Source organism: Bifidobacterium primatium, from assembly GCF_002802875.1.
GTDB classification, from domain to species: Bacteria; Actinomycetota; Actinomycetes; order Actinomycetales; family Bifidobacteriaceae; genus Galliscardovia; species Galliscardovia primatium.
In genome coordinates this window covers 210,627-237,508 of the sequence record NZ_PEBI01000004.1, presented here as the reverse complement: position 1 = coordinate 237,508, position 26,882 = coordinate 210,627, and the positions used below count along the sequence as shown (strand labels likewise).

At 60.1% G+C, this 26,882-nt stretch carries 18 protein-coding genes and 1 CRISPR repeat array; of the genes, 17 read left to right on the top strand and 1 reads right to left on the bottom strand.

Annotated elements, in window-relative coordinates; all coding sequences use genetic code 11:
• Nucleotides 1-197: 197 nt before the first annotated feature.
• Nucleotides 198-1,064, bottom strand: a complete 867-nt coding sequence (locus CS006_RS08975; protein WP_100511475.1) for a MurR/RpiR family transcriptional regulator — start codon at nt 1,062-1,064, stop codon at nt 198-200.
• A 166-nt stretch (nt 1,065-1,230) separates the two neighbouring features.
• Between CS006_RS08975 and CS006_RS08970 the strand changes: the two genes are divergently transcribed.
• From CS006_RS08970 to cas2, 17 genes are all read left to right on the top strand, one after another.
• Nucleotides 1,231-2,139, top strand: a complete 909-nt coding sequence (locus CS006_RS08970; protein ID WP_100511474.1) for a TrmH family RNA methyltransferase — start codon at nt 1,231-1,233, stop codon at nt 2,137-2,139.
• Between the two features lie 74 nt (nt 2,140-2,213).
• Nucleotides 2,214-3,281: a phenylalanine--tRNA ligase subunit alpha gene (gene pheS, locus CS006_RS08965; protein ID WP_100511473.1), complete on the top strand. Its 1,068-nt coding sequence runs from the start codon at nt 2,214-2,216 to the stop codon at nt 3,279-3,281.
• A 6-nt stretch (nt 3,282-3,287) separates the two neighbouring features.
• A complete protein-coding gene (gene pheT, locus CS006_RS08960; protein WP_100511472.1) occupies nt 3,288-5,903 on the top strand; it encodes a phenylalanine--tRNA ligase subunit beta in 2,616 nt (871 codons plus the stop codon).
• 166 nt (nt 5,904-6,069) lie between these two features.
• Complete coding sequence (locus tag CS006_RS08955; protein WP_100511471.1) at nt 6,070-6,651, top strand: hypothetical protein; 582 nt, start codon at nt 6,070-6,072, stop codon at nt 6,649-6,651.
• Between the two features lie 143 nt (nt 6,652-6,794).
• Nucleotides 6,795-7,889, top strand: coding sequence for an N-acetyl-gamma-glutamyl-phosphate reductase (argC, locus tag CS006_RS08950; RefSeq protein WP_100511470.1), 1,095 nt, complete (start codon nt 6,795-6,797; stop codon nt 7,887-7,889).
• Nucleotides 7,886-9,055 carry a bifunctional glutamate N-acetyltransferase/amino-acid acetyltransferase ArgJ gene (gene argJ, locus CS006_RS08945; protein ID WP_100511469.1) on the top strand — a complete coding sequence of 390 codons (1,170 nt, stop codon included), beginning with the start codon at nt 7,886-7,888 and terminating at the stop codon, nt 9,053-9,055. Before argC ends, argJ begins: the two co-directional genes overlap by 4 nt.
• A 51-nt stretch (nt 9,056-9,106) precedes the next feature.
• Entirely contained in the window at nt 9,107-10,078 is a 972-nt protein-coding gene (gene argB, locus CS006_RS08940) for an acetylglutamate kinase (RefSeq protein ID WP_100511468.1), read from the top strand.
• Nucleotides 10,065-11,354 carry an acetylornithine transaminase gene (locus CS006_RS08935; protein ID WP_100511467.1) on the top strand — a complete coding sequence of 430 codons (1,290 nt, stop codon included), beginning with the start codon at nt 10,065-10,067 and terminating at the stop codon, nt 11,352-11,354. The genes argB and CS006_RS08935 overlap by 14 nt, the downstream gene beginning before the upstream one ends.
• Before the next feature lie 93 nt (nt 11,355-11,447).
• Nucleotides 11,448-12,422 (top strand): ornithine carbamoyltransferase, encoded by a 975-nt coding sequence (argF, locus tag CS006_RS08930; RefSeq protein WP_100511466.1) that lies wholly within the window; start codon nt 11,448-11,450, stop codon nt 12,420-12,422.
• Between the two features lie 22 nt (nt 12,423-12,444).
• Complete coding sequence (locus CS006_RS08925) at nt 12,445-12,996, top strand: arginine repressor (protein ID WP_100511465.1); 552 nt, start codon at nt 12,445-12,447, stop codon at nt 12,994-12,996.
• Between the two features lie 87 nt (nt 12,997-13,083).
• Nucleotides 13,084-14,322: an argininosuccinate synthase gene (locus CS006_RS08920; protein WP_100511464.1), complete on the top strand. Its 1,239-nt coding sequence runs from the start codon at nt 13,084-13,086 to the stop codon at nt 14,320-14,322.
• A gap of 611 nt (nt 14,323-14,933) precedes the next feature.
• Nucleotides 14,934-16,139, top strand: a complete 1,206-nt coding sequence (gene cas7g / locus CS006_RS08915) for a type I-G CRISPR-associated RAMP protein Csb1/Cas7g (RefSeq protein WP_100511463.1) — start codon at nt 14,934-14,936, stop codon at nt 16,137-16,139.
• Nucleotides 16,140-16,155: 16 nt separating this feature from the next.
• Nucleotides 16,156-17,871: a type I-G CRISPR-associated protein Csb2 gene (gene csb2 / locus CS006_RS08910; RefSeq protein WP_100511462.1), complete on the top strand. Its 1,716-nt coding sequence runs from the start codon at nt 16,156-16,158 to the stop codon at nt 17,869-17,871.
• A complete protein-coding gene (cas3g, locus tag CS006_RS08905; protein WP_100511461.1) occupies nt 17,868-20,978 on the top strand; it encodes a type I-G CRISPR-associated helicase/endonuclease Cas3g in 3,111 nt (1,036 codons plus the stop codon). Before csb2 ends, cas3g begins: the two co-directional genes overlap by 4 nt.
• A 3-nt stretch (nt 20,979-20,981) precedes the next feature.
• Nucleotides 20,982-22,100 carry a hypothetical protein gene (locus CS006_RS08900; RefSeq protein WP_100511460.1) on the top strand — a complete coding sequence of 373 codons (1,119 nt, stop codon included), beginning with the start codon at nt 20,982-20,984 and terminating at the stop codon, nt 22,098-22,100.
• Nucleotides 22,097-23,692 carry a CRISPR-associated endonuclease Cas4/Cas1 gene (locus CS006_RS08895; RefSeq protein WP_100511459.1) on the top strand — a complete coding sequence of 532 codons (1,596 nt, stop codon included), beginning with the start codon at nt 22,097-22,099 and terminating at the stop codon, nt 23,690-23,692. Before CS006_RS08900 ends, CS006_RS08895 begins: the two co-directional genes overlap by 4 nt.
• A 30-nt stretch (nt 23,693-23,722) precedes the next feature.
• The gene (cas2, locus tag CS006_RS08890; protein WP_165777324.1) at nt 23,723-23,992 is read left to right on the top strand and encodes a CRISPR-associated endonuclease Cas2; all 270 of its coding nucleotides are present in this window, start codon (nt 23,723-23,725) and stop codon (nt 23,990-23,992) included.
• A 245-nt stretch (nt 23,993-24,237) separates the two neighbouring features.
• Nucleotides 24,238-25,793: direct repeats of the CRISPR family, unit length 36 nt; unit sequence AACTCTAGAGCCTCAGCTCTAGAGCTTCATTGAGGA.
• Between the last annotated feature and the right edge of the window lie 1,089 nt (nt 25,794-26,882).

Here is a 26,882-nt window from a genome sequence, read left to right as displayed (position 1 = left end):
TCCTCTACGATTCTGGCATCGAAATCGGCGGCGATGGGAGGCCTGCGCTGAAGCTTTGAGGAAACCAAGGTGAACAGCAAACGAACTTACGCGTCGAGCATGTAGTTTCTTGTGTTTTTCGATTGACTATGTAAATGGATTACATATGAAAAGGCCTCGGATTCGCAAGGAACCCGAGGCCTTGATATGAAAACCGTTCAGCCGTGGAACACGCGGTCGCGGATGTAGCGTCCGGAGTCGTCCAGCGCGGACGAGTACCTGGTGTAGTTGCTCAATATGAGCCCCATGTACAGCATGTCGACGATCGCGACGTGCGAGACCCTGGAGAAGATGGCGTTGCCGTAGATCGTGCGCTCGCCATGCCCGGCGCACAGACAGATGTCCGCCCAGTTGGCGAGCGGCGTGCCCGACGAATTGGTCACGGCGATGGTCTTCGCCCCCTGGTTGCGTGCCAGACGCAGCGCCTTGACGGTATCGTCGGAGCTGCCGGAGTACGAGAACGCCACCGCCGCGTCTTCGTCGGTGAGATGTCCGGCGGAGATCTGCTGCATGTAGGCGTCGGTGTGCATGCGGCACTGCAGGCCGAGATACGTGAGCTTCGTCAGCAGGTCGTTGGCCGGGACCATGGAGTTCTCCACGCCGTAGATATCGATGACGCGCGCCTTGCCCAGGGCGTTGACCGCCTTGTGGAATTCCTTGAGCGACAACGAATCGAGCATGTCGTCCAGCATGGATTTCGCCCCGGCCGCGGCACGCGCCGGAACGTCGTCGATGCTGTCCCACGGATGCAGGTCGAATCCTTCGAGCGGATCGAACGACTGCGCGTTGTCCGTCGGATGCCGGAGCACATAGCGCATCTCCCGGTAGCCATTGAACCCGAGCTTTCGGGCGAAGCGGATGACCGTCGGCTGGCTCACCGACGCCGCGTCGGCCAGCTCGGAGACGGTGAGCGAGGCTATCTCGTCATAATGGTCCCGGATGTACGAGGCCACGGACTTCTCCGCGGGACGAAGCGCGGAATAGATGTTGCTGATGCGCTGCCGAATATCGACCGGAACGCCCACGTCGTCCCCTTTCGTGTCCCGAACATGCGGATTGAGAGCGGATTGAAATACCAGAACCGACAATAGCGGTCGTTTGCGTATGCATGCCCCCGCCAATCTGACGGCAATATGAATTGTTGATGAATCCGCTCCGCACGGTCCCACGCCCGTGAGTTACAGTTGACCCATGCCATTGACTCAAGGAACGATGACCAATCCCAATGCCGACCGCGTCCGCCGCATCGCCGAGCTGACGCGCGCCAAGACCCGCCGCAAGGTGGGCAGGATGCTGGTGGAGGCGCCCCAGGCCGTGCGCGAGGCCGTGACGTTCCATCCGGAACGCGTCGAGGACGTCTACATCGCCATCGACGAGGACGGCAACACCGTCAGCGCGAGGGCCGCCGAGATCGCCGCATACATCATGGGCCACAAGGACGAATGCGGGGGCATCTATGTGCACTACGTCACGCAGCGCGTGATGGACGCCATCAGCGGCGACGCCCAGGGCATCGCCGCGGTGGCGTCCACGAAGGGCATGGCCGGCCGCCTCGCCGACTTCGCCGCCGGAGGCGATAACGACGTCGACGGCCGGCGCGGCCCGTTGACCATCGCCGCATTCTGGCAGGTGCGCGACCCCGGCAACGCCGGCACGGTCATCCGCACCGCCGACGCGGCGGGCGCCGACGCCGTGGTGTTCGTGGACGACTGCGTCGACCCGCTCGGCCCCAAGGTCGTGCGCTCCACCGCCGGCTCGCTGTTCCATATCCCCGTGCTGCGCGCGAGCGTCGACGAACTGTTCGCGTGGAACGCCGACCACAACGCATCCGTGCTCGCGGCCGACGTGCGCGGCACGGGAGACCTGAAGCCGGTGCCGCTGCCCGAGCTGCTCGCCGCCGAACCGAAGGACGATGCGCACACGTCGCGTTCGATCCTGTTCGGAAACGAGGCCCGCGGATTGGACGACGACATCCTCGAGAGATGCGACGGCATCGTCTCCATCCCCATATACGGCAAGGCCGAATCGCTGAACCTCGCCACCAGTGCGGCGGTGCTGCTGTATTCCCTCGCTATGTCTAGTCATGTGGGGAAAATGTGAGATTGGTGTTTCGCGTGTATGCCACGCGATATGCAGTTGTGTAAGCGAAATTTTGCCAACGGAAAGGTGTCCCTGTGGCAGATATTGCAACCTTCGACGCCCAGGCGGTGACGGCAGACGTCGCCGAGGGTATCGAAAAGATCCAGAACGCCTCCACACTGGAGGAATTGAAGGCTTTGAAGTCCCGCTACGCCGGGGCTGATTCGGCGATGACCAAGGCCAGCAAGGCCATCGGCGGTCTGCCGAAGGACCAGAAGAAGGACGCGGGCAAGCTCATGGGCAAGCTGCGTGCCGATTTCGGCCGCGCGTTCGGCGCCAAGGAGGCCGAGGTCAAGCAGGCCGCGGAAAAGGCCAGGCTCGTCGCCGAGACGGTCGACATGACCCAGCCCGTGCGCCGCCACCCGCTCGGCGCCCGCCACCCGCTGCCCAAGCTGCTCGAGGACGTCGAGGACTTCTTCGTCTCCATGGGCTGGCAGATCGCCGACGGTCCCGAGGTGGAGACCGAATGGTACGACTTCGACGCCCTGAACTTCGGCCCCGACCACCCGGCCCGCCAGATGCAGGATACCTTCTACGTCAAGGGCAACCAGGCCAAGGACGCCGCCGGATTCGTCGGCTCCAACATGGTCATGCGCACGCAGACCTCCTCCGACCAGGTCCGCGCCCTGCTCACCCGCGGCGTGCCGCTGTACATCGCCAGCCCCGGCCGCGTGTTCCGTACCGACGAGCTCGACGCCACGCACACCCCGGTCTTCCACCAGTGCGAGGCGCTCGCCGTCGACAAGCACCTGACCATGGCGAACCTCAAGGGCGTGCTCGACAAGCTCGCCGTCGCCATGTTCGGCCCCGAGGCCAAGACCCGACTGCGTCCGAGCTACTTCCCGTTCACCGAGCCGAGCGCCGAGCTCGACCTGTGGTTCCCCGACAAGAAGGGCGGCGCCGGCTGGCTCGAATGGGGCGGCTGCGGCATGGTGAACCCGAACGTGCTCAAGTCCGCCGGCATCGACCCGGACGTCTACACCGGCTTCGCGTTCGGCGTGGGCATGGAGCGCACGCTGCTGCTGCGCCACGACATCAACGACATGCACGATCTGGTCGAGGGCGACGTGCGTTTCAGCGAACAGTTTGTTATGGGGGAGTGAATCCACATGCCAATGATTGATATTGACTGGCTCAAGGACCATGTCGAAGTCCCCGAAGGCCTGACGTACGAACAGCTCGCCAAGGACCTGGTGAGGGTCGGCCTTGAGGAGGAGGAGATCCACCAGTCCCAGGTGACCGGACCCATCGTGGTCGGCTACGTGGTGGATGCCACCCCGGAGCCGCAGAAGAACGGCAAGACCATCAACTGGTGCCACGTGGACGTCGGCGACGAATACAACGACGTCGACGAGAACGGCAACAAGGTGCCGCGCGGCATCGTGTGCGGCGCGCCCAACATGGCCGCCGGCGAGAAGGTCGTCGTGACCCTGCCGGGCGCCGTGCTGCCGGGCGACTTCCGCATCGAGCCTCGCAAGACCTACGGCCACATCTCCGACGGCATGTGCGCCTCCGAGCGCGAGCTCGGCCTCGGCGACAGCCACAACGGCATCATCCTGCTGCGCGAATACGGCTTCTCCAAGGAGGAGTACGAGGCGCTCAAGCCGGGTGACGACGCCATGGAGCTGCTGCACATGAACAACCCCGTGCTGGAGATCAACATCACGCCGGACCGCGGCTATGCGTTCTCCTACCGCGGTGTGGCCCGCGAATACCATCACTCCACCGGCGCCAAGTACATCGATCCGGTGATCGGTCTGAACGAGAAGGCCCCCGCCGAGCCGAAGGGCATCGACGGCCAGACCGAGCACGACATGGACGTGCTCATCGAGGACAACAACCCGATTCACGGCGTCGTCGGCTGCGACCGCTACTACGGCCGCATCGTGCGCGGGTTCAACCCCGCCGCCCCGACGCCGAACTGGATGCGCCGCCGCCTGATCCGCGCCGGCATGCGCTCCATCTCGCTTGCCGTGGACGTGACCAACTACGTGATGCTCGACCTCGGTCAGCCGCTGCACGCCTACGACCTGAACAAGATCGAAGGTCCGGTCGTGGTCCGTCGTGCCAACGAGGGCGAGGAGCTCACCACCCTCGACGAGAAGAACCACAAGCTCAGCCCCGAGGACCTGCTCATCACCGATTCGCCGAACGGCGAGCACGGCTCGCGCATCCTCGGGCTTGCCGGCGTGATGGGCGGCCTGTACGGCGAGGTCACCTCGGAGACCACCGACCTGTTCATCGAGGCCGCGCACTTCGACCAGGTGTCCATCGCCCGCTCCGCCCGCCGTCACAAGACCCCGTCCGAGGCGTCCCGCCGCTTCGAACGCGGCGTCGACACGCAGCTGCAGCCCGCGGCCGTGGAGAAGGCCGTCGAGCTGCTCACCCGCTACGGCGCCGGCGAAGGCTCGCGCACCCCGGTGGACGTGAACAACACTAAGCGCCCGGCCGACATCCGCTTCAAGGTGAGCGAGGTCGCCCGCGTCGCCGGTCTCGACACCGACACCAACACCATCTCCGACATCCTCACCGACATCGGCTGCAACGTCGGAGGCGGCGGCAATGGCGAGTTCTCCGTGGCCCCGCCCACGTGGCGCCCGGACCTCACCGAGCCGTGCGACCTGGTCGAGGAGGTCGCCCGACTGGTCGGCTACGACGAGATCCCCGTCACCGTGCCTGCGGTCCCGGTCACCGGCGTCACCGGTCTGACGCTCGAACAGCAGCGTCAGCGCTGGATCGCCAACACGCTCGCCCAGTACGGTCTCGTGGAGACGCTGAGCTACCCGTTCGTCGGCGATGCCGACTACAAGGCGTTCGCCATCGACGCCGAGGCCATCAAGCCCGTCAGCGTCGAGATCGCCAACCCGCTGGCCGGCGACCGTCCGTTCCTGCGCCGTTCGCTGCTGCCCACGCTCGCCCGCACCGTGCAGCGCAACATCCGCCGCGGCCTGATGGACGTGAGCCTGTACGAGATCGGCCATGTGTTCCTGTGGGATCCCGAGGCCCCGGCCATCCCGGCGCTGCCCGGCGGCGTCAAGCCGACCGACGAGCAGCTCGCCGCGCTCGACGCCGGCCTGCCCGAGCAGCCGCAGCACGTCGCCGCCATCCTCACCGGCAAGGCCGAGAACTCCGGCTGGCTGGGCGAGACGCGTGACGTCGACTGGTCCGACGCCGTCGAGGCCGTCATGCGCGTTTCCGACCGTCTCGGCGCCAAGCTGCAGCTCAAGCAGCCCGCCGCCGAGGACGTTCCGGCCACCTGGCACCCCGGACGCTTCGCCGAGGTCGTGCTGCCCGATGGTACGAAGGTCGGCACGGTCGGCGAATTCCATCCGCACGTCAACGAGGCCCTGGGCTTCCCGGAGCACTCCGCCGCGTTCGAGCTGAACCTCTCCGCCCTGCTGCCGGCCCTGAACGACAAGCCGGTGCAGGCCAGGCCGATCTCCACCTTCCCGCCGGTCCGTCAGGACCTGGCGTTCACGGTGCCGGCCGAGGTCACCGCCCAGCAGCTCAGCGATGCGATTCGCGCGGCCGCCGGCGACAGCCTCGAGTCCATCGAGCTGTTCGACGTCTTCACCGGCGATCAGGTGGGCGAGGGCGCGAAGTCGCTGGCATTCGCCGTCACGTTCCGTTCCCCGGACAAGACGCTCGAATCCTCCGACAGCGAGGCCATCCGCAAGGCGATCGTGGAGAAGGCTGCCGAGCTCGGCGCGCAGCTGCGCGCCTGATTCGATGGGATGCGGCCGGGCATCGAGCCGAACCGCATCCCGTGGCTTCCTCCGCCGCCCATAGGGCGTGACGGAGGAAGCCACGACGGCCGGTAGGCCGTCTTCCACTCTTACACTGCGGGCGAAATCCTGTGATTTCCCCGCAGTTACTGCTATCAAGGGAACTATGAACCGCATCGTATGGAACAGCCAGAGCGACGGACCCGCTCCGCAGCAGCCCGCCTACGGTGGCGCACCACGGCAGGACCAGCCGCAATACGGCCAGTACAAGGAGCCGGAATACGGCGAGATGGCCAGCCGATATCCAGGCTGGAACCCCTATGTATATGGAGCCCCCGAACCTGAGCCGAGCGACAAGGGCGATGCGGACGATGAGCGTCGGAATCCGAAGGTGCCGGGCGGTCCGGGCAATGCCGGCGACAATTACCGCAACGGCATCGATCTCGACGATCCCGCGCAGAACCCGTTGTACGGGCGCTGGGACCCGGCCGCCATCATCGCCTTCATCTCGGCGCTGATCGGAGTTCCCGTCCTGCCCGTGCTGCTCGGCGCCTTCGCCATATACCGTTCCGGGCTCTTCCGTATGAAGGGCAGGGCGCTGGCCGTCGCCGCCGTGATCATCGGACTGCTGACCACCGCCTTCGACATCTATGTGATGGCGACGGGAGTCGACCCCTACCAGCTGATATATCAGCTGTACGGCATCGACATGGGCGGCTCGTCGGGCTCGGGGGAGACTTCGGTCTGAGCCGTGTGTTTCCGGTTGCGCGGCCGTATGTTACGGCTTGATGTCATCGCGAGAAACGCGAACTGCATAGTTATGCATAAGTCTGCATAGTGTGTATAATCGGCGCTGTTGTAGTTTTCTAACGAACTCGAAAAGAGAGACCTATGCCGAAATACACGGTCGCGGTCGCCGGAGCCACCGGATACGCGGGTGGCGAGGCCCTGCGAATTCTCGCCGCGCACCCCGATATGGAGGTCACCTGCGTTGCCGGCCATTCCTCGGTCGGAGACAAGCTGGGCAAGCATATGCCGCACATTCCGCAGCTCGCGGACCTGACGGTGGAGGACACCACCGCCGACGTACTCAACGGGCATGATGTCATCGTGCTGGCGCTGCCGCACGGCGCCTCGGGCGCACTGGCCGCACAGCTCGACCCGAACAGCGTCGTCGTGGACCTCGGCGCCGACCACCGACTTGAGGAGCGTTCGGCCTGGGATGAATACTACGGCGGCGACTTCTACGAACACTGGACGTACGGCATGCCGGAGCTCATCGTCGGACGTGAGGCCGACGGCTCCTATGCCCGCCAGCGCGAGGCGCTCAAGGGCGTCAAGCGCATCGCCGGCCCGGGCTGCAACGTGACCGCCACCACGCTGGCCATGCAGCCGGGCATCGCCGAAGGCCTTGTGCAGCAGGACGATCTGGTCGCCGACCTGGTGGTCGGGTACTCCGGTGCCGGCAAGAACCTCAAGCGCATCAACCTGCTGGCCGCCGAGGCATTCGGTTCGGCCGTCCCCTACGGCGTCGGCGGCACCCACCGCCACATTCCCGAGATTCTGCAGAACTTCGCGCACGCCGCCGGCCTGAGCGCCGACAAGGCCGGCGAGTTCACCCTCGGCTTCACCCCGATCCTGGCTCCGATGTCGCGCGGCATCCTTGCCACCGTATCCGCCAAGCTTACCGACAAGGCCCTGGCGATGAGCGACGCCGAGATTCGCGCCGTCTGGGAGAACGCCTATGCCGGCGAGCACTTCATGAACCTGCTGCCCGAGGGCGTGCTGCCTGCCACCGCGAACATCATCGGCTCGAACGCCGCCCACATCCAGGTGGCCGTGGACCGCAAGGCCGGCAGGCTTCTGGCGTTCAGCGCCATCGACAACCTCAACAGGGGAACCGCCGGACAGGCGGTGCAGTCGCTGAACATCGCATTGGGACTTGACGAAAGCACAGGATTGACGACGATTGGAGTGGCACCGTGAGTGTAACGTTCGCACAGGGATTTTCCGCAAGTGGAGTGGCGGCTGGGGTCTCGGCCGTCGAAGGCAAGAAGGACCTCGCCGTAGTGGTGAACAACGGTCCTCTTGACGTGGCCGCAGGCGTGTTCACCGCCAACCGATTCTGCGCAGCGCCCGTGCAGTGGTCGCGCAAGGCCGTGGCCGACGGCCACATCAAGGCCGTGGTGCTCAACTCCGGCTGCGCCAACGCATGCACCGGCAAGGAGGGCTTCCAGCAGTCCGCCGACACCGCCGCCAGGCTCGGCGAGCTCGCCGGTGTGCCGGCCGAGTCCATCGCCGTATGCTCCACCGGTATGATCGGTGATCTGCTGCCGCTCGACAACGTGCTTTCCGGCGTGGAGAAGGCCTACGGCGAAGTCTCCGACTCCGCCGAGGCCGGCGAGCTCGCCGCCGAGGCCATCCTCACCACCGACACGAAGAAGAAGACCGTCGCGCTCGAAGGCGCCGGCTACCGCATCGGCGGCATGGTGAAGGGCTCCGGCATGATCGCCCCGCAGCTGGCCACCATGCTGTGCGTGATCACCACCGACGCCAAGGTCACCGCCGAACAGGCCAGGGCCGCGCTGTCCGCTGGAGTGGAGACCTCGTTCAACCGCATCGACGTGGACGGCTGCATGTCGACCAACGACACCGTGCTGCTGCTCGCCTCCGGCGCCTCCGGCGTGGAGCCCGACGCGGCCGAGTTCAACAAGCTGGTCGCCGATGCGTGCGCGTCGCTGTCCCGCCAGATCATCGGCGACGGCGAAGGCGCATCCCACGACATCCGCGTGAAGGTCACCGGCGCCACCAGCGAGGACGCGGCCCTGGCCTGCGCCCGTGCGGTCGCCGCATCCAACCTGCTCAAGTGCGCCGTGGCCGGCAACGACCCGAACTGGGGTCGTGTGGTCTCCTCCCTCGGCACCGTGCCGCAGGACGTGGCCCCCTACGATCCGAACAACGTGACCGTCGACGTCAACGGCGTGCGCGTATGCGACGGCGGCCGTCCGGGCCGTCCCCGCGCCGAGGTCGACATGACGCCGCGCGAGGTGCACTTCGACATCGACCTGGGCGAGGGCGACGCCGAGGCCACCGTATGGACCGATGACCTGACGCACGAGTACGTGCACATCAACGCCGACTACGAGTCGTGACGAAACAAGGAGCCGCCGGGCAGGACCGGCCCGGCGGCCATAGGAGCAAGCATGGTTAAAGCAGAGACAAAGAACGTAATCGGACCGGGATTCCACTTCGACGTGCATACCGACCTCCGTGCCGATCAGAAGGCGGAGGTGCTCATCGAGGCACTGCCGTGGCTTGAGGAGTTCTACGGCCAGCGCATCGTCATCAAGTACGGTGGCAACGCCATGGTCGACGAAAAGCTCAAGCAGAACTTCGCTGAGGACATGGTGTTCCTGCGCCAGGTCGGCCTCCACCCGGTCGTGGTGCATGGCGGCGGTCCGCAGATCTCCTCCATGCTCAAGGCATTGGGCATCAAGTCGGAGTTCAAGGGCGGCCTGCGCGTCACCACGCCCGAGGCCATGGACGTGGTGCGCATGGTGCTCACCGGCAAGGTCTCCCGCGAACTGGTCGGCCTCATCAACTCGCACGGTCCGCTCGCCGTCGGTCTTTCCGGCGAGGACGGCGGACTGTTCTCCGCCATGCAGCGCAAGCCCATCATCGACGGCAAGCCGACCGACATCGGCCTCGTCGGCGACGTGGTCTCCGTCGATGCATCCGCCGTGGAGGACCTCATCTCCGCCGGCCGCATCCCCGTGGTCTCGTCCGTCGCGCCGAACGAGGACGACCCCACCGAAGTGCTCAACGTGAACGCCGATTCGGCCGCCGCCGCACTGGCCGCCGCGCTCGGCGCCCGCAAGCTGGTGATCCTCACCGACGTGGACGGTCTGTACGCCGACTGGCCCGACAAGGATTCGCTGATCGGCCGCATCGGCGTGGAGAACCTGCGCGACATGCTTCCCGATCTCGAGTCCGGCATGAGGCCGAAAATGGAAGCGTGCGTGCGCGCGCTCGACGGCGGCGTCGAGGAGGCCCACATCATCGACGGGCGCAAGCCGCATTCGATTCTGAACGAGATATTCACCTCCCAGGGCATCGGCACCATGGTCATCCCCGAGGACGGCATTGAAATGAGGAGCTCCTATGTCAGGTCTTGAAACAGCAGGCATCAACGACAACAAGTGGCTGGGCGAGTACAGGAACGTCCACATGAACGTGTTCGGCACCCCGCTGCGCGTCATGGACCACGGTGAAGGCGCGCACATCTGGGACGTCGACGGCAACAAGTACCTCGACTTCCTCGGTGGCATCGCCGTGAACTCCCTCGGCTACGCCCACCCCAAGTGGGTCAAGGCCGTGGCCGAGCAGGCCGCCAAGGTGGCCCACACCAGCAACTACTTCGCCACCGAGCCGCAGATTGAGCTCGCCGCCAAGCTCATCGAGCTCGCCGGCGCACCCGAAGGCTCCCACGTGTACTTCGGCAATTCCGGCGCCGAAGGCAACGAGGCGGCCATCAAGCTGGCCAAGCTCTACGGTCGCACGCTGCCGGGCGCCCTGCCCGACATCGGCGGCAAGCCCGCCCGCATCATCTCGATGACCCACGGATTCCACGGCCGCACGCTGGGTGCACTGAGCGCCACCTGGAAGCCCGCCATCCGCAAGCCGTTCGAACCGCTGGTCCCGGCCATCGAATTCGCCGAGGCCGGCAACATCGAATCGCTGCAGCGAGCCTTCAACGAGACCGGCGTCGGCCGCTACGGCAAGGGGCCCGTCGCCGCCGTGATCATGGAGCTCATCCAGGGCGAGGCCGGCGTGGTGCCGATCGGCGCGGACTTCGTCAAGGCCGCCCGCGAACTGTGCGACAGGAACAACGCCCTGCTCATCGTGGACGAGGTGCAGACCGGCGTCGGCCGCACCGGCGAATGGTTCGCCTTCCAGCGCGAGGACCTTTCCGGCGGCGTGACCCCCGACGCCATCACCTTCGCCAAGGGCGTGGCCGGCGGCTTCCCCATGGGCGGCCTCATCGCCTTCGGCGAGAAGCTCTCCGCGCTGTTCACCCCCGGCTCCCACGGCTCCACCTTCGCCGGCAACCCGCTCGGCGCGGCCGCCGGTCTCGCCACGCTCGGCGTGATCGAGGACGAGGGCCTGGTCGAGAACGCCGAGAAGCGCGGCAGGCAGCTGCGTGAAGGCCTCGCCGGTCTCGACAACCCGCTGTTCGGCGAAGTCCGTGGCCGTGGCCTGCTCGACGCCGTCGAACTTGCACATCCGTGCGCTCACGCCGTCGCCGACTGGGCCCTCGAACGCGGCCTCATCGTCAACGCCGTGGCGCCGAACGCCCTGCGCTTCGCCCCGCCGCTGATTGTCAGCGAGCAGGACGTCGACGAATGCCTGTCCATCCTCTCCGGCGTGCCAGCCGACCTGCCCAACGACTGAGTCCCGGACGACATCGCCAATCAAGCAAAGGGGAGTGGTCTTCACACATCGAAGAAGGCCACTCCCGCACCTTTTCCAAGTAAGGAGTCCACGATGACCCACGAACTGCGCCACATGCTGCGCGACGACGACATCAACCACGAGGAGCAGAAGCAGATCCTCAAGCTCGGCATGAAATTCCGCGAGAACCGCTTCTACGCCCGCCCGTTCGAAGGCCCGCAGGCCGTCGCCGTGCTGTTCGACAAGCCCAGCACCCGAACGCGCTCCAGCTTCTCCATCGGCGTGGCCGAGCTCGGCGGATACCCGCTGGTCATCGACAAGTCCAGCTCCCAGCTGGGCCGTGGCGAGCCGGTCGAGGACACCGCCCGAGTGCTCACCCGCATGGCCTACGGCATCGTGTGGCGCACGTTCGGCCAGGACCGCGTGGAGACCATGGCCAAGTACGCGACCTGCCCGGTCATCAACGCGCTGACCGACCAGTTCCATCCCTGCCAGATCCTCGCCGACTTCCTCACCATGGCGCAGTTCCGCGGGGGAGTGGACGCTCTGGCCGGCCAGACCATCGCCTACCTCGGCGATGCGGCCAACAACATGTCGAACTCCTACCTGCTCGGCGGTGCCGTCGCCGGCATGCACGTGCGTGTGGCCGGCCCCGAAGGCTACCTGCCCGACCCGCAGATCGTCGCCGACGCCAAGGCCATCGCCGAGAAGACCGGCGGCTCCATCACCGTCACCACCGATTCGCAGGCCGCCGTCGCCGACGCCGACTGCGTGTTCACCGACACGTGGGTCTCCATGGGCGAGGAGGCCGAGTACGCCATCCGCTCCAAGCCGTTCTGGGATTATCAGGTGAACCCCGAGCTCATGAAGCTCGCCAAGCCCGATGCGCTCTTCCAGCATTGCCTGCCCGCCTACCGCGGCAAGGAGGTCACCGCCAGCGTGATCGACGGCCCGCAGTCCGTCGTCTGGGACGAGGCGGAGAACCGTCTGCACGCGCAGAAGGCGCTGATGACCTGGCTGATCGCATGGCAGCGCGAGGACCCGTCCCTGCTTGGCGACCTCGACTGACCGCATCTCACAAGAGGGGAATATGTCCGGCGATACTCCGTCTTTGCAGCGTCCGACGACGCGGGCGGCGCGACTGAGCGCCATCGAGCAGGCCCTGCTCACCCACGTCGTCACCTCGCAGTCGCAGCTTTCCGAGATTCTGTCGAATCAGGGGATCGAGGTCACCCAGGCCACGCTCAGCCGCGATCTCGACGAGATGAACGCCGTCAAGGTGCGTACGGCAAGCGGTTCGATGGCCTATGCCATCGAACCAATGCCGAAGCATTCCGCATCGTCGCATTCATCGTCCGACGCGAACCGCGCCAAGGGCGAGCAGCAGATGACCCGTGTGCTTTCCGGCCTGGTCACCTCCGTGGCGGCGGCCCGCAACCTCGTCGTCGTGCACACGCCGTCAGGTGCCGCGCAATATGTCGCCAGCGTGATCGACAAGCAACCCATGACCGATATTTTGGGCACCATCGCCGGGGATGATACGGTGATGATGATCTGCACGGATGACGATACCGCGCGCACCAGCGCCGAATGGCTGCTGTCTCTCGCCTCGCAAGGCCGGGACAAGGCCGATCGGGCATAGCGCGACGCACCGATTGCATAAATATACGGGATTATGTATATAATACATCCCAGTGTTCGATAACCGTTAAGAAAGGTAGCCACTCTCATGGCAGATAACAAGCGCCTCGTTCTGGCGTATTCCGGTGGTCTTGACACCTCCGTCGCCATTCCGTACCTCAAGGAGCGCACCGGCAAGGACGTCGTCGCCGTCTCGCTCGACGTCGGCCAGGGCGGCGAAAGCCTCGAGACCATCAAGCAGCGCGCCCTCGCCTGCGGCGCCGTCGAAGCCTACGTGGTCGACGCCCGCAACGAGTTCGCCGAGGAATACTGCATGAAGGCCCTCAAGGCCAACGCCATGTACGAAGGCGTGTACCCGCTGGTCTCCGCCATCTCCCGCCCGCTCATCTCCAAGCACCTCGTACGCGCCGCCCACCAGTTCGGCGCCGACACCATCTCCCACGGCTGCACCGGAAAGGGCAACGACCAGGTGCGCTTCGAGGTGTCCATCGCCTCCATCGACCCGACGCTCAAGGCCATCAGCCCGATCCGCGACCTCGCCCTGACCCGCGACGTGGAGATCGCGTTCGCCAAGGAGCACAAGCTGCCGATCACCCAGACCGAGAAGAGCCCGTACTCCATCGACCAGAACGTGTGGGGCCGTGCCATCGAGACCGGCTTCCTCGAGGATCCGTGGAACGGACCGACCAAGGACTGCTACTCCTACACCGACGATCCGGCGTTCCCGCCGGTCGAGGACGAGGTCGTCATCGAGTTCAAGCAGGGCGTTCCCGTGAAAATCGACGGCCGCGACGTCACCCCGCTGCAGGCCATCGAGGAGATGAACCGCCGCGCCGGCGCCCAGGGCATCGGCCGCATTGACCTCATCGAGGACCGTCTCGTCGGCATCAAGTCCCGCGAGCTGTATGAAGCCCCGGGTGCCGTGGCCCTCATCACCGCCCACCAGGAGCTCGAGAACTGCTGCCTCGAGCGCGAGCAGCACCGCATCAAGCGTGACATCGACAAGCGTTGGGGCGAGCTCGTGTACGACGCCCAGTGGTTCAGCCCTGCCACCCAGTCGCTTAACGCCTTCATCGAAGACACGCAGAAGTACGTCTCCGGCGAGATCCGCATGACCCTGCATGGCGGCCGCGCCGTCGTCACCGGCCGTCGCTCCGACAGCTCGCTGTACGACTACAACCTGGCCACCTACGATTCCGGCGACAGCTTCGACTCGAAGTCCTCCAACGGCTTCATCGACATCTACGGCCTGCCGAGCCGCGTGGCCGCCGCCCGCGACGTCAAGTTCGGTAACGGCATCGACGTCCCGGAAAACGCCGTGGAGTAGTCCGCTGAACGCTTTTTAGCCTAACCGAGGCCCGCATTCCTGATAGGGAGTGTGGGCTTTTTTGCGTTTTGAGCAGAAGTATAGGTGTATGATATGGCTCATAAGTCAATTGACCTAGTAATATAAAGTAAGTCCGACTGCCTGTAAAGCGCCAATAATGCAGTCGGAAGTTGGGAAAGGAGGTTTTCGTCTATGGCCGAATTAAAGCTCGTAGTAGTTATCGTTGTTCTGCTGATGCTACTGTGACGAGCTAACCAAAGTCTCTCCCTTTTGCCAAGGATACCTTGGCAAAAGGACAGGGGCTTAAAAATCGCTTTGACTCCACTCTTGGTTTTATTCATTGAGGGTAGGTTAACTGACTTATCTTGATGGAGCTGAAGCGAACACAGCCTCTACTGGTGTGGAGGCCTTCATTGGAGATGCCGCTCCGGGGTTTCCGGAGCGGCATCAAATTTTTGGGTGTTTTGAAAGACCGTTTCGCTGTCTGAGGCGCCATTCCATGGATGTACTCTGCTTTTCAGGTAGAGTTGGAGAGCAAAGAGGCAGGGCATGCTTCTCATGGAAACTACGAAGTTTCTTTGAAGATTTGATATTGATGGAAGGGGTGCGTAATGGTACGCAAATTGACTCTTGAGGATTTGAACGAAGCCGCTCGTCTTGGTGGCCCGAGTACTTTGTCGGAAAAAACGCTTCTTGAACCGGCGGCGGGTAAGGAAGGGGTCGTCGCACCGGCCAAATACACGGCGGGGAGAGCCGCCACCTATATTTTCGAGGATCGATATATTGATGGCAAAGCGGTTCACACGGTTCTGATTGATTCGCGTACATCGCAGAGCAACAGGCTCGAGGAATATATCATGCAGGCCATTAAAGATGGTCATCCCGTTTTTTCTCGGATGCCTCGTATCAAGGTGACGTATAAGGCTGCCGATGAGCTGGGAAATATGATTGAGCGTTCCTATCTTGATATTCAGCTTCCGCATCGTGCGTTTGATGCGCATTTCCGAATTGGAACGGTGAATGGAATTCCGGCATCGGAGTTTCCTGAATATGTCCAGGCACGAAATTCGACTGCGGATGACATGATGCCGCTGTTTGAGCTCTCCCCGGTCACCGTGGCGTTCGGAGGCTGGGATTCCACCCGGAAGAAGAACCAGCTGCGTATCGCCTCGTCCTTCAACGGGGAGATCATCGGTGTATTGGCCAATCAGGATGACGGTCGCCCTGTGTTCCGTGCCGGTGCGCGTGTGGATCCCGTTGCCGCGAGCATCAAGTTCAGCACGAGCGATGCCAAGAAAATCGGCAAGATTGTCGAACCGGAGGTCAGCAAGAACCTAAAGGACAAGTTTGAAAAAGAGGGTAAAGGTTCCGCTATCGGTCTTGGCGCCATACCGCCGTCCAGTGAGGAGACAAACTATGATGGCATCGCGGTCAGCGATATCATTCGCACGCATGTGCTGAGTTTTTCCACGTTGCGTGCATTGCGATTTGGCAAGGGGCGGGAAGGAGACGAGTCCGTCAGGGTTCTCGTCGCCGCAATGATCATTAATGCCATGGCTGGCAGTAACGCCGAGCTCAACTTGCGCGCGAATTGCCTTTTGCGTGAATCCGAGAGGCCGACGACCATTCTCGACAAGCGTTTTGGGGAGAGCGAGGAGCTGTCGATGATTACGCTTGATGACGCCGATGTACTTTTCGAACAGGCTTATGAGCAGGCGCATGCCAAGGCGGGTGTCGATTGGCATGGTCAGGTTCTGGAAGTCGAAGGCAATCCGCTGGTGATGAAGTCTGGCAGCGATGACGAAGACAACGAGTAGGGGAGGGCGATAGCTTATGCCTTTCGCCATTTCCGCTGGATTTCTAATGCACACCTATCAAGGAGCGGACGATACCGGCAGCGCCGAATGCTACCCATCACCTGAACGCCTGTATAGGGCATTGGTTTCGGTTGCCTACGGGGTGTTCGGATTTCATTCCGACTATGGTCAGCGTGAGAGCGGGATAACCGATGCCCAGCTGGAGTCGGTATTCCACTGGCTTGAGTCCAATCCTCCCGATTGGATTCGGCTACCGATGCATATGCGAGACAACAGGCGCTCATCGGTGATTGTGTATCGCAATCGCGGGTCTTATAGCAGGAAAAAGGTCAAGAGCGCAAATGCCATGTCTTCGGTTGCGTATGGTGATACCGAGGAGGATTCATTGCTCTGGCAGTGGGAACAGGAGCCTGACCACGAAACCGCCGATCTGCTTGCCCGCATGTGCTGGGAGATTCCGTATCTCGGAGAGGCGTGCACTCCTGTCAGAGTCACTGCAGCGGTGATCGATGCCGGAAGCTTCCCGATCGATGAGGAGCATTCGTTGCAAATCAGTGATGACGACCTGTCCTTTGGCGGTATGTCGTCAATGCTGGAATTCCCCATGCCTTGGGAAGGTCATCTCCAGGAACTGCAAAAAGGGCATGCCAGTGTGTATCCGCGGAAGCCTTCCGCAATACGAGGCAACGGTGGCGAGGAGGAGAAGCAGGCACTGCCTAATACTCTGATCTCATGCGTGCGTCATATCGGGTATATACGTCCCACGGCTAATGATGAATACGAATCGTTACATCCGTGGACTCAAGGATTCTTCATTCCCGCTCGTGTCATTGCTGATAAGGGGAGCACTCGCTCCGTTTCCGACCGATACGAGGAATGGGAGCCCAAGGAATCGACGTTGGTCGCATGGGCTGTCGCCATGCACCGTATGCTGATTCGCGAGTGGGGCTACGGAGCCTCTCCCATGCTTACCGGAAAATACGGGAATATCGATGCCGTGGAACGGCCTGCGAATAACGTGGCCATACAGATACTGACGTCGGACATGCCGGTCAGTCCGGAACTCAACCTTGAACTTCCGGGATTCCTATTGATGATTCCCCGTGACATGCCGGTGGAAGAAATAGGAATGCTGGCGAATGTGTGCGACCGTATGCAAGGCCGGAAGCTGTTTTATTCCAGACATTCCCAGACGTTGGAATTGGGTTTTGCTGACACGACGGTTGACCTCGACAGGCTATGGCAACCGGTCGAGCAGGGACACACGCGATTGTGGGTGCCTTATCCGCTATGCATGAGGGAGACGAGGAACATCCCCGATCCGACAGGTACTCGCAAATGGGGCGCGAGGGAGAGCATCGCACTTGCGGTGGCTCACATATGGCGTGATTATCTCAACCAATCGGTTGATGACGGCGAGTATGAAAATCCTGACAGGGAGATGCAATATTGGCGACAGTCCGATTGGTGCCTTGACGAGAGCAGTCCCGTTGGAATCCATGACGCACATACGGTGATCCGTACTCATATGAGTGATTACGTGCATAAGACGCAGCCGGGAAACCTATTGGTTGGATTGTCCGCATTGCTGTCCTTCGATACGCAGTGCGGTCTGGACAGAACCGCACTGGCGATTGGGCAGAGTCGGCACCTGGGTGGAGGACTGCTCGTTCCGATGGATGTTCCCAAGCAACTGCTCGATGATACAGGGAAGCCGAAGTGGATACGATGATTGACGATACGATTGCAATGGTTATCGAGGATCGGTTCGAGCGGTTTATCGCCGCAGTGCATGACGGTCGCCGGCCATACCAATGGCAGAAGCGTTTGGTCCGCACTATTATTGATGCGGGGCGCTGGCCGGACCGGTTGTCGGCCCCCACCGGTTCGGGCAAGACCATGGTCATTGATGTGCATGTGTTCCTCAATGCCCTTGCCGGTCTGTCCCGATCGAATGACGAATCCTTCGACCCCGAATTGGTTGATGCAATACGAGGCCTGCACTTGGAGGAACTTCCTCGTCGTCTGGTCATGACTGTGAACCGACGTTCCTTGGTGGACGATCAATATGATGAGGCAGTCGAACTGCGAAACCTCATCCGGACGACCGATGATGATGGTGGAGTCGGCGAACAGGAGCGAGGACGTCATGTTCTTTCCTTGATTCGGCAGGGATTGAATGTACGTGAAGGCACCATTGTCCGAGACGGGGATGAAGCCGATTCATACGACTCATTCCGAGTCACCAGATTGCGCGGCGGCGAGCCTGTCGACCGTGCAGTCAGGGAATGGAGATATCGGCCAACCGCATGCCAGGTAATCTGCGCGACACCTGACATGTTCGGTAGCCGCCTGCTGTTCAGTGGATATGGCACGACGCCGCAGGCGCGCCCGATTGAAGCCGGTCTGCTCGCCTACGATACGGTGCTGGTCGCCGATGAGGCTCATCTCAGCCGGCAGCTGGTCGAGACCGCAAAATCCATACGGCGGTTGGAGCAATCCGGAGAAAGTTCCGTGCTGCGTGGAGTGTCGCCGTTGCAGGTGATGTCTACCACGGCGACGCAGACAATCGGTGACGATGATCTGAATGTCGCCGTCGAAGAACCCGATTTCGATACGGATATCGAACTGCGTGATCGTTTGACCAAACCCAAAACCGTCGAAATCGTCACTACCGAACAAAAGAGTCTGGCAAGGGCCATGGCTGAACGATGCGTTGCCGAATACGATGGGACGGCCGTCGTGGGATGCATTGTCAATTCCGTGAAAATGGCCGAGAATGTGATGAAGGCCATGAAAGCCATCCAAAAGGAATGGAAAAAGGCCGGAAAGCCATTCCAAGGGGAAATTCGCTCCTTCGTGGGACCGATGCGACGATACGACAAGAAACAGCTCACCGGCAGTGCCCTGTTCCAGGCCATGAAAGGCGATGAACAGGCCGTTGAATCTACAAACCTGCACTATGTCATTGCCACGCAGACCTTGGAAGTGGGCATTGACGCCGATTTCTGCACTCTGATTACCGAATTGCCTTCGGCCAGTGCGTTGGTACAACGCGCCGGTCGAGTGAATCGTCGTGGACAAAGGGATTCCGGCCATGTCATCGTGTTCCGGGAACCGGATTTGTCCAAAGTCAAGAACAGTGTGTATACGTCTGATGAGTTGCAGTATGCCGCGCAGTGGTTGGAGACCTTCGAGGAAACCGATTCCGGCCTTTCCGCTTGGGCTTGTGCACAGAATCCTCCACGGTCTGCCGAATTGCCGCGCGTCGCGCTGCAACGGCTGGAGACATGGGATGTGGAGAATCTCTCCCACACGGATGAGGAACTGGCGGCCGGAATGGCTCTGCCGTCGCAGAGCTCGTTCGACGTCAACCTGTGGCTACGCGATGACTTGTCGTCCGAAGACACTCCCAATATCGGCGTGGTCGTACGGTCTCTGCCGGAAAATGATACAGATGCATTGGGCTTGCTCGAGGTTGCCGCTCCGACGGCGGACGAGGCTTTTCCCGTTCGCAACCGTAGCCAGCTCGCGGAGATTGAGAAACAGTTCGACTTCCGCAAAGCGTTTCGTATCTTCATCGTGCGTGCCAGGGAAACGGATGAGGATACGGTGACCCTATGGGATGACCGGTCGGGCTCTTTGATTGATTGTCTGCATTCCGGCGATACGCTGGTCGTGGACGCATCCGCTCCGCTGTTCGATGCGAATCTTCATATGCTCAAGCCGACAGGAGGGGCATGCGAAGCCGATGTGTACGACCTGTGTCAAGACCGAGGCATTATACTCTCGACGGGGTCTGGCAACGACGACGATGGCAGCGACCTTAAGAGAATATTCTCCTTGATTCGGTTGCAGGATATTTCCGCGGATACCGCTGATGGTTCTTTGAAGACGGACGCGGGGAATAGAGAGAATATGAACTCTCAGTTATTGCGGAATGTGCTTGTCGATGAGCGTGATCGAGAGATTCTTCGACATGCGATTCGGAAGTGGATGCTTAGGGAGATAAGTCCCCGCGAATATGACGCCGTTTCCGATATTCCGAATGGGTTCGTTGAAAACTATGAAAACGTGCTGACGAGCTGGTTCACGTTCCCCGCGATTGACGTCGGAGAGGAGGGGCCTTCCTGGTTGTTCATCCAACGAGCCGAGGATTCCCTGGATGATGTTGCCCAACAGGAAATTCGAAAAACGGTTTCTGGGCGGAAAGATGTCCCCGTATATTTGGATACGGACGACGGACATCAGCGTTCTGTGGAACGCCGGGCTGGACGTTTCCTGCGTACGCTTGGCCTGTCCGATGAGATATGCCGGGACGTCATGGTTGCGGCCCGCCATCATGATGACGGAAAAAAGGATTCACGATTCCAACGGCTGCTGCGGGGGGAGAGCTCCGAAAACCATGATGGACAGTATCTTGCCAAGAGCCGCCCTCGCGCGCTCATATATGAGGCCAGCATTCGACGGGAGCTGAATTTGCGTGGCTGGCGGCATGAACAACGGTCCGCCGCTGAATGCTGGGCGAACCGTACTGGTATCGGTGCAAACGACGTCGAGTTGGTGACGCGTCTGGCTGGTACATCCCACGGTCATGGTCGTTCATGTTTCCGAGACGACGCGGCGGCCCTGATTCCAAAGTACGTGTTGGACCATCGTGATCTCGACTTGGCATCGAATCTTGATGAGATTCGTGCCGCCGCCGAGGAACTGTTCGATGATGGTGTATGGGAGCGAATCATCTCCCGAACAAATATGAGATATGGGTACTGGGGAATTGCCTATCTCGAAGCGATTCTACGTTCCGCCGACATCACAATCTCCGCAGAAGGACGGTGAGCGATGGATTTGGAAATCAACGGACGATATGACGATGCGTTCTCCCACCTGTTTTTGGTGGGTCTCGCCTCCATTCTTGAAGACGCCGATGATCATCGCGCTTGCATGATTTGGTGGAAGGGACGCGGAAAGGCGCTGCTCCGTACCAGCGACGATCTGTCCTGGGACGATTGTTCCGCGATCGTTCAGGCGCATGCCAGCCGTTGGAGGGATTCATCGTGGCTTAACGCCAGTGATGTGTATGCAGAGGTCAAGAAGGGTGCGAAGAAAACGGGCAATGCGGTCCCGGCGGAGCGTGCGACATTGAGTCCTCGACTCGGTACTCCCGGCTCGCTGGATAAATGGCGGCTGCTGGAGCGGAATCGTGCGCGGGCCATTGACGCGTTGCAGACGGATTTGGATCGTCGGTACGTTGGGGCCTTGGGCGAACCGTCGTATTGGTCCGGCGATGTATATGCGAATGGATACAACCCCGATCGGGGTGCTTCCCGATGGGAGATGGTGGCACGAAACCGGGGACAGGAGTTCATCACCGGGCGTCTGCGTCCTTTGGCCGGAACGGTGTCTTCGCGTAGTCTGTCGCAGATCAGGGACGGATTGCAGGGAACGAAAGTCGTCGATGAGACCGGAAAGAACAAGGACGACAGTCGTACTCCCACCGGTTTGAGAAGTCCCTCAGTCACGGACAATGCAAGGGCATGGTGTGCGCTGTTCGGCGTTTCTGCCTTTCCGGTTATGAAGTCAACGGCTCCCAGACGCGGTAGTACGGCGGCATTTGCCCAAATCAGCGGACGGAATCCATTCGCGGTGCTACCAATATGGCTGAATCCATGGACTCTTGACCGATACCGTGCCGTCGTGCGTAGCCGCGCATTGCTGACGGTTGGCCTGGATGAGGTTCTGGGACCAGTCTCAAACGAGTCTGAGCAAGACCTCCGTGTTCGCTCCGGCATCACGACGGTAACGGTGGGACAGAGCCGTCAATGGCTGAAAAAGAAGGGAGTGGAGTACTGCATGCTGTTCTCGCAATATGCGTCGGACAATAAGGTTCCCGAACGTTGGCTGTTGAAGGGACATCCTGTTTTTCTGGAAGATACGGTGAAGCAAAGGAGCGTCTCATGAACGATGACCCCATTCCCATTAGCTTGGTAGCCAACTACATGTTCTGTCCTAGACGGGCATGGCTGGAATCGGTTGGCGAGCAAGTGGATTCCGCTCAGATGTCGCAGGGCCTCTACGATCATCGCAAGGTTGATCGCAATAGGAATTCTTCCGCCGAAGATGGTGGAGATTACCAGTCCATCAACATTCGACATGAGGGGTGGGGAGTTTCTGGGAGGCTTGATGCGGCGAAGTTGACGGACGACGGGGTGATTATACGAGAATACAAAGCTACGCCGGTCAAACGAGAGATGATCGTTACGGATGCAATGCGTACGCAGCTTGCGTTGCAGGCGGCATGTTTGGAAGATATGGGATATCGCGTCGCGCGCACTGAGATTTTCTTTACCACCCATCACCGAAATGTAGAGGTGGAATTGACGGTTGAAGATTATTCCAAGGCTCGTTCGGCGGTTGAAGAGACCAAGCGGTTGATTAGTTCCGATACTGCGCCTGAACCGTTGGAAGATAGTCCTCGGTGCATGAAATGTTCTCATGTGGGAATCTGTCTTCCCGAGGAACGTCGTCTAAAACCCGTCAATCGACGTGTCATGGTCTCTTCGCCGGATAATCAAGTGACGCATCTTGTCACTCCGGGTGCCAAGGCATTCAGCCGGTCCGGTCGGATGCTTGTTTTCAAGGACGGTCAGGAACTGGCCTCTATACCAATTGACACCATTCAAGGGCTGCAGGTACATGGAAACACTGATCTTTCTAGTGGGCTGATTCGTGAATTAATGTGGCGGAATGTTCCGATTCTATGGTGTAGTGGCACTGGTCGCTTATACGGTTGGGCCATGTCCACTTACGGTCCCAATGGATTACAACGTGTGGAACAGCATGTGGCTTCTCAGGAGGGGAGACTGGGACTGGCCAGAGAATTTATCATCGCAAAAGTGCATAATCAGTCGGTTTTGCTACGTCGCTCCGATAAAGACAATCCGATAGTGGAACAATTGCGGGATATTGAAAAGACCATTGGCAATGCCAATCGTTGGCAGGATGTATTGGGTTTGGAAGGAGAGGCCGCCTCTCTGTATTTTTCCCAATTCGGTATTCTGATTAAACCGGGCCGTCGTAATTGCTGGCCATGGAACGGCCGCACCCGCAGACCGGCGCTTGATGAATTGAATTCTTTACTGGACTATACATATGCGCTTCTTCTTTCGGATTGCATACGTGCATTGATTTCCTGTGGTCTGGATCCTCACGCAGGTTTTCTGCATAGTAGTAAACGCAATAAGCCGGCTTTGGCGTTGGACCTCATGGAAGAATTCCGTGCCCCTGTGGCTGACTCTGTTGTGCAGACGGTAGTGAATAACGGAGAAGTTCGTTCTGATGGGTTCGTTCACGCTCTTGGCTCAGTAAGAATGAAAAACGAAACCAGAAAAGCATTAATCGGAGCCTACGAACGTCGAATGAGTACCGAACTGACCCATCCGATTTTCGGGTACAAAGCCTCATGGAGACGTATCATCGAAATACAGGCGAGAATGATTCTCGGGTACCTTGACGGAACGCAATCCTCGTATCGTGGAATCAGAGTGAGGTAAGCCATGACTGCGGTACAAAGGAGCTACCTAGTGGCATACGACGTCAATGATGACGTAAGAAGAGCGCACATTGCCCGAATTTTGCAGGGTCATGGCGAGAGATTGCAGTACAGCGTGTTTCTGCTGCGGATACGTCCATCGAAGATGTTGGAGGTTCAGGCGTCCATAGAGGAAGAACTTGACTCTGCTACGGATTCGATACTGATTTGCGATTTCGGACTTAGCGAACAGGCGGAACAGTCCATGCTGTTTCTTGGCAAACGAGGGTACCGAGACACGGTAATTCCTACAATTATTTAGGCCGTTCATCTTGGGATTGGCCATGTGTGGAAGATGGTTGATAACTTCAAAGAGTATTCATTTCGTCTATGAACTATATTGCGAATGCTGAATCACTTTGGCTTTTGCAAGTCAGCTCTCGCGGCTGGTATTCCCTGCATATCGTTTGGCAGGAGCAGGAGCCCCCTTTTGGATTTCCTTGTTTTTCGAAGCCTCTCGCAACGTTCCTAAAAACGACTATAGTGCTAGGCTATTTACTGTCCACGAACTCTAGAGCCTCAGCTCTAGAGCTTCATTGAGGATCCGTTTCTACCCATGGGCCCATGTTAGCGCGTGATTAACTCTAGAGCCTCAGCTCTAGAGCTTCATTGAGGAGCGCGTATAGAGGACCTGTCTACCGCGTATATAAGCGAACTCTAGAGCCTCAGCTCTAGAGCTTCATTGAGGATGAACAGTACTGATGCCCAGGATCACGCCAATAAATAACTCTAGAGCCTCAGCTCTAGAGCTTCATTGAGGACCGACACAAATCGCGCAGTGTGAATGAGCGACGACCGGAACTCTAGAGCCTCAGCTCTAGAGCTTCATTGAGGATACGGGTTCGCCATCAGCAGCTCCGACGCGCAGATTAACTCTAGAGCCTCAGCTCTAGAGCTTCATTGAGGAGGCATCAACTACGGCACCCCCTCCATAAACAACTCGGAACTCTAGAGCCTCAGCTCTAGAGCTTCATTGAGGAACCCGTAATCCCGCGCCACGCTACTGCCTCAATTGCGAACTCTAGAGCCTCAGCTCTAGAGCTTCATTGAGGAACGCGGTCGAACGGCATGATCGACGTGGCCGACACGAACTCTAGAGCCTCAGCTCTAGAGCTTCATTGAGGAAAAAGCCTCAGCAAGGACGGCAACCCCAGCTTCGCCAACTCTAGAGCCTCAGCTCTAGAGCTTCATTGAGGAGACGAGATCGCGGCCGCACTCATGCCCAACCCCGAAAACTCTAGAGCCTCAGCTCTAGAGCTTCATTGAGGATTGATGACGCCGGCGTAGGGTACGCGCTTGCTGCCGAACTCTAGAGCCTCAGCTCTAGAGCTTCATTGAGGAGAGCAACATCACCTACCATTTCAAACTGAATAACTCAACTCTAGAGCCTCAGCTCTAGAGCTTCATTGAGGAGGCATCAGCCTTAACGACGCCACGCTGAAGGCTCAGAACTCTAGAGCCTCAGCTCTAGAGCTTCATTGAGGAAGGGTGACGGTGCCGCCATCCGTGGCCGTCAGGTTAACTCTAGAGCCTCAGCTCTAGAGCTTCATTGAGGAGCTTGATGGCATCCGGGTCACTGATATGCGACAGCAACTCTAGAGCCTCAGCTCTAGCGCTTCATTGAGGAATCATCCCCTCCGACACGTCGCAGAAGCTCCTCGAAAGCTCTAGAGCCTCAGCTCTAGAGCTTCATTGAGGACAACAGGTCCTCGCTCATACGGTCAGCCTTTGCACGAACTCTAGAGCCTCAGCTCTAGAGCTTCATTGAGGAGCCTTGGTGAATACGACGTCGTCGATGAGGTTGCCTTAACTCTAGAGCCTCAGCTCTAGAGCTTCATTGAGGATGCGGCCAAGCATGACCCTCCATCGCTTGCAGACATCAACTCTAGAGCCTCAGCTCTAGAGCTTCATTGAGGACATCGCGGCCGGTCGCCGACGATTCGCGGTGAATGCGAACTCTAGAGCCTCAGCTCTAGAGCTTCATTGAGGAGTATCCGACGAAACCATGCAGCAGGGATTCATGCAGGAACTCTAGAGTCTCAGCTCTAGAGCTTCATTGAGGATTCTCGGGCGTCGCCCGCTTCGACCCGTACGAACTAACTCTAGAGCTTCATTGAGGACAGCTGACCACCCAGCCCAAGCTGCCCGCCGAACTCGCAACTCTAGAGCCTCAGCTCTAGAGCTTCATTGATGAGGCGCTCAGGGCATCGCCGCCGCGCTGTCCAAGCTGTTAGCTCTAGAGCTTCATTGAGGAGTGAAGAAGCTCAACCTCAAGGGCCCCAAGGACGATTTCTAGAGTCTTAGCTCTAGCTTCATTGAGGAGCGGCTCGCGCCATGTCAGCCCTCGGCCGGTTTCGTATCTCTAGATCCTCGGCTCTAGACCTTCATTGAGGAATCGGGGACGAATACTGGAACCGCCTCGACGACCTCATCTCTAGAGCTTCGTTGAGAAGAGAATCAGGGCGGTCCACAGACTGAGCAGGTCGGATCTCTAGAGCTTCATTGAGGACCCCTGCTCGGCAAGGAAGGCGACCTTGACCTCGACATCTCTAGAGCCTCGGCTTTAGAGCTTCATTGAGGAACGACCGGCGCGGAAAGCCGCCAATACTCGGCGGCATCTCTAGAGCCTCAGCTCTAGAGCTTCATTGAGGGGAGAAAACGCAGGCAACCCGTCCTACCGCAAGATGGGATCTCTGGAGCTTCATTGAGGAGAGGGCGTTCTCAACGTCCGATACACGAGCAACGCATCTCTAGAGCCTCGGCTCTAGAGATGCATTGAGGATCCGACGAATCGTCCAATCTGCGTGATCTTCTCGACATCTCTGGAGCCTCAGCTCTAGAGCTTCATTGAGGAACGTTCGTCACTGATCTGTCCGGCGCGCAGGGCATCCATCTCTGGAGCCTCGGCTCTAGAGCTTCATTGAGGACTGGGCCGGTACAAGGGCGAGAAGATTCTGTGGGGGCAGATCGCTAGAGTCTTGACTCTAGAGCTCCATTGAGGAGACGCGGGCCAGAACGTGGAGTTCGGCATCTACCTGATTTCTAGGGCCTTAGCTCTAGAGCTTTATTGAGGAACGGGGATCTTTGTTCTCACCCAACCCACGAACAACGATCTCTAGAGCCTTGGCTCTAAGGCTTCATTGAGGAAAGGA

What these genes read in the sequence shown, in the direction of transcription:
- CS006_RS08970 (WP_100511474.1), top strand. Translation starts at nt 1,231, where the DNA reads ATGCCATTGACTCAAGGAACGATGACCAATCCCAATGCCGACCGCGTC.
- pheT (WP_100511472.1), top strand. Translation starts at nt 3,288, where the DNA reads ATGCCAATGATTGATATTGACTGGCTCAAGGACCATGTCGAAGTCCCC.
- CS006_RS08955 (WP_100511471.1), top strand. Translation starts at nt 6,070, where the DNA reads ATGAACCGCATCGTATGGAACAGCCAGAGCGACGGACCCGCTCCGCAG.
- argC (WP_100511470.1), top strand. Translation starts at nt 6,795, where the DNA reads ATGCCGAAATACACGGTCGCGGTCGCCGGAGCCACCGGATACGCGGGT.
- argB (WP_100511468.1), top strand. Translation starts at nt 9,107, where the DNA reads ATGGTTAAAGCAGAGACAAAGAACGTAATCGGACCGGGATTCCACTTC.
- CS006_RS08935 (WP_100511467.1), top strand. Translation starts at nt 10,065, where the DNA reads ATGTCAGGTCTTGAAACAGCAGGCATCAACGACAACAAGTGGCTGGGC.
- argF (WP_100511466.1), top strand. Translation starts at nt 11,448, where the DNA reads ATGACCCACGAACTGCGCCACATGCTGCGCGACGACGACATCAACCAC.
- CS006_RS08925 (WP_100511465.1), top strand. Translation starts at nt 12,445, where the DNA reads ATGTCCGGCGATACTCCGTCTTTGCAGCGTCCGACGACGCGGGCGGCG.
- CS006_RS08920 (WP_100511464.1), top strand. Translation starts at nt 13,084, where the DNA reads ATGGCAGATAACAAGCGCCTCGTTCTGGCGTATTCCGGTGGTCTTGAC.
- cas7g (WP_100511463.1), top strand. Translation starts at nt 14,934, where the DNA reads ATGGTACGCAAATTGACTCTTGAGGATTTGAACGAAGCCGCTCGTCTT.
- csb2 (WP_100511462.1), top strand. Translation starts at nt 16,156, where the DNA reads ATGCCTTTCGCCATTTCCGCTGGATTTCTAATGCACACCTATCAAGGA.
- cas3g (WP_100511461.1), top strand. Translation starts at nt 17,868, where the DNA reads ATGATTGACGATACGATTGCAATGGTTATCGAGGATCGGTTCGAGCGG.
- CS006_RS08900 (WP_100511460.1), top strand. Translation starts at nt 20,982, where the DNA reads ATGGATTTGGAAATCAACGGACGATATGACGATGCGTTCTCCCACCTG.
- CS006_RS08895 (WP_100511459.1), top strand. Translation starts at nt 22,097, where the DNA reads ATGAACGATGACCCCATTCCCATTAGCTTGGTAGCCAACTACATGTTC.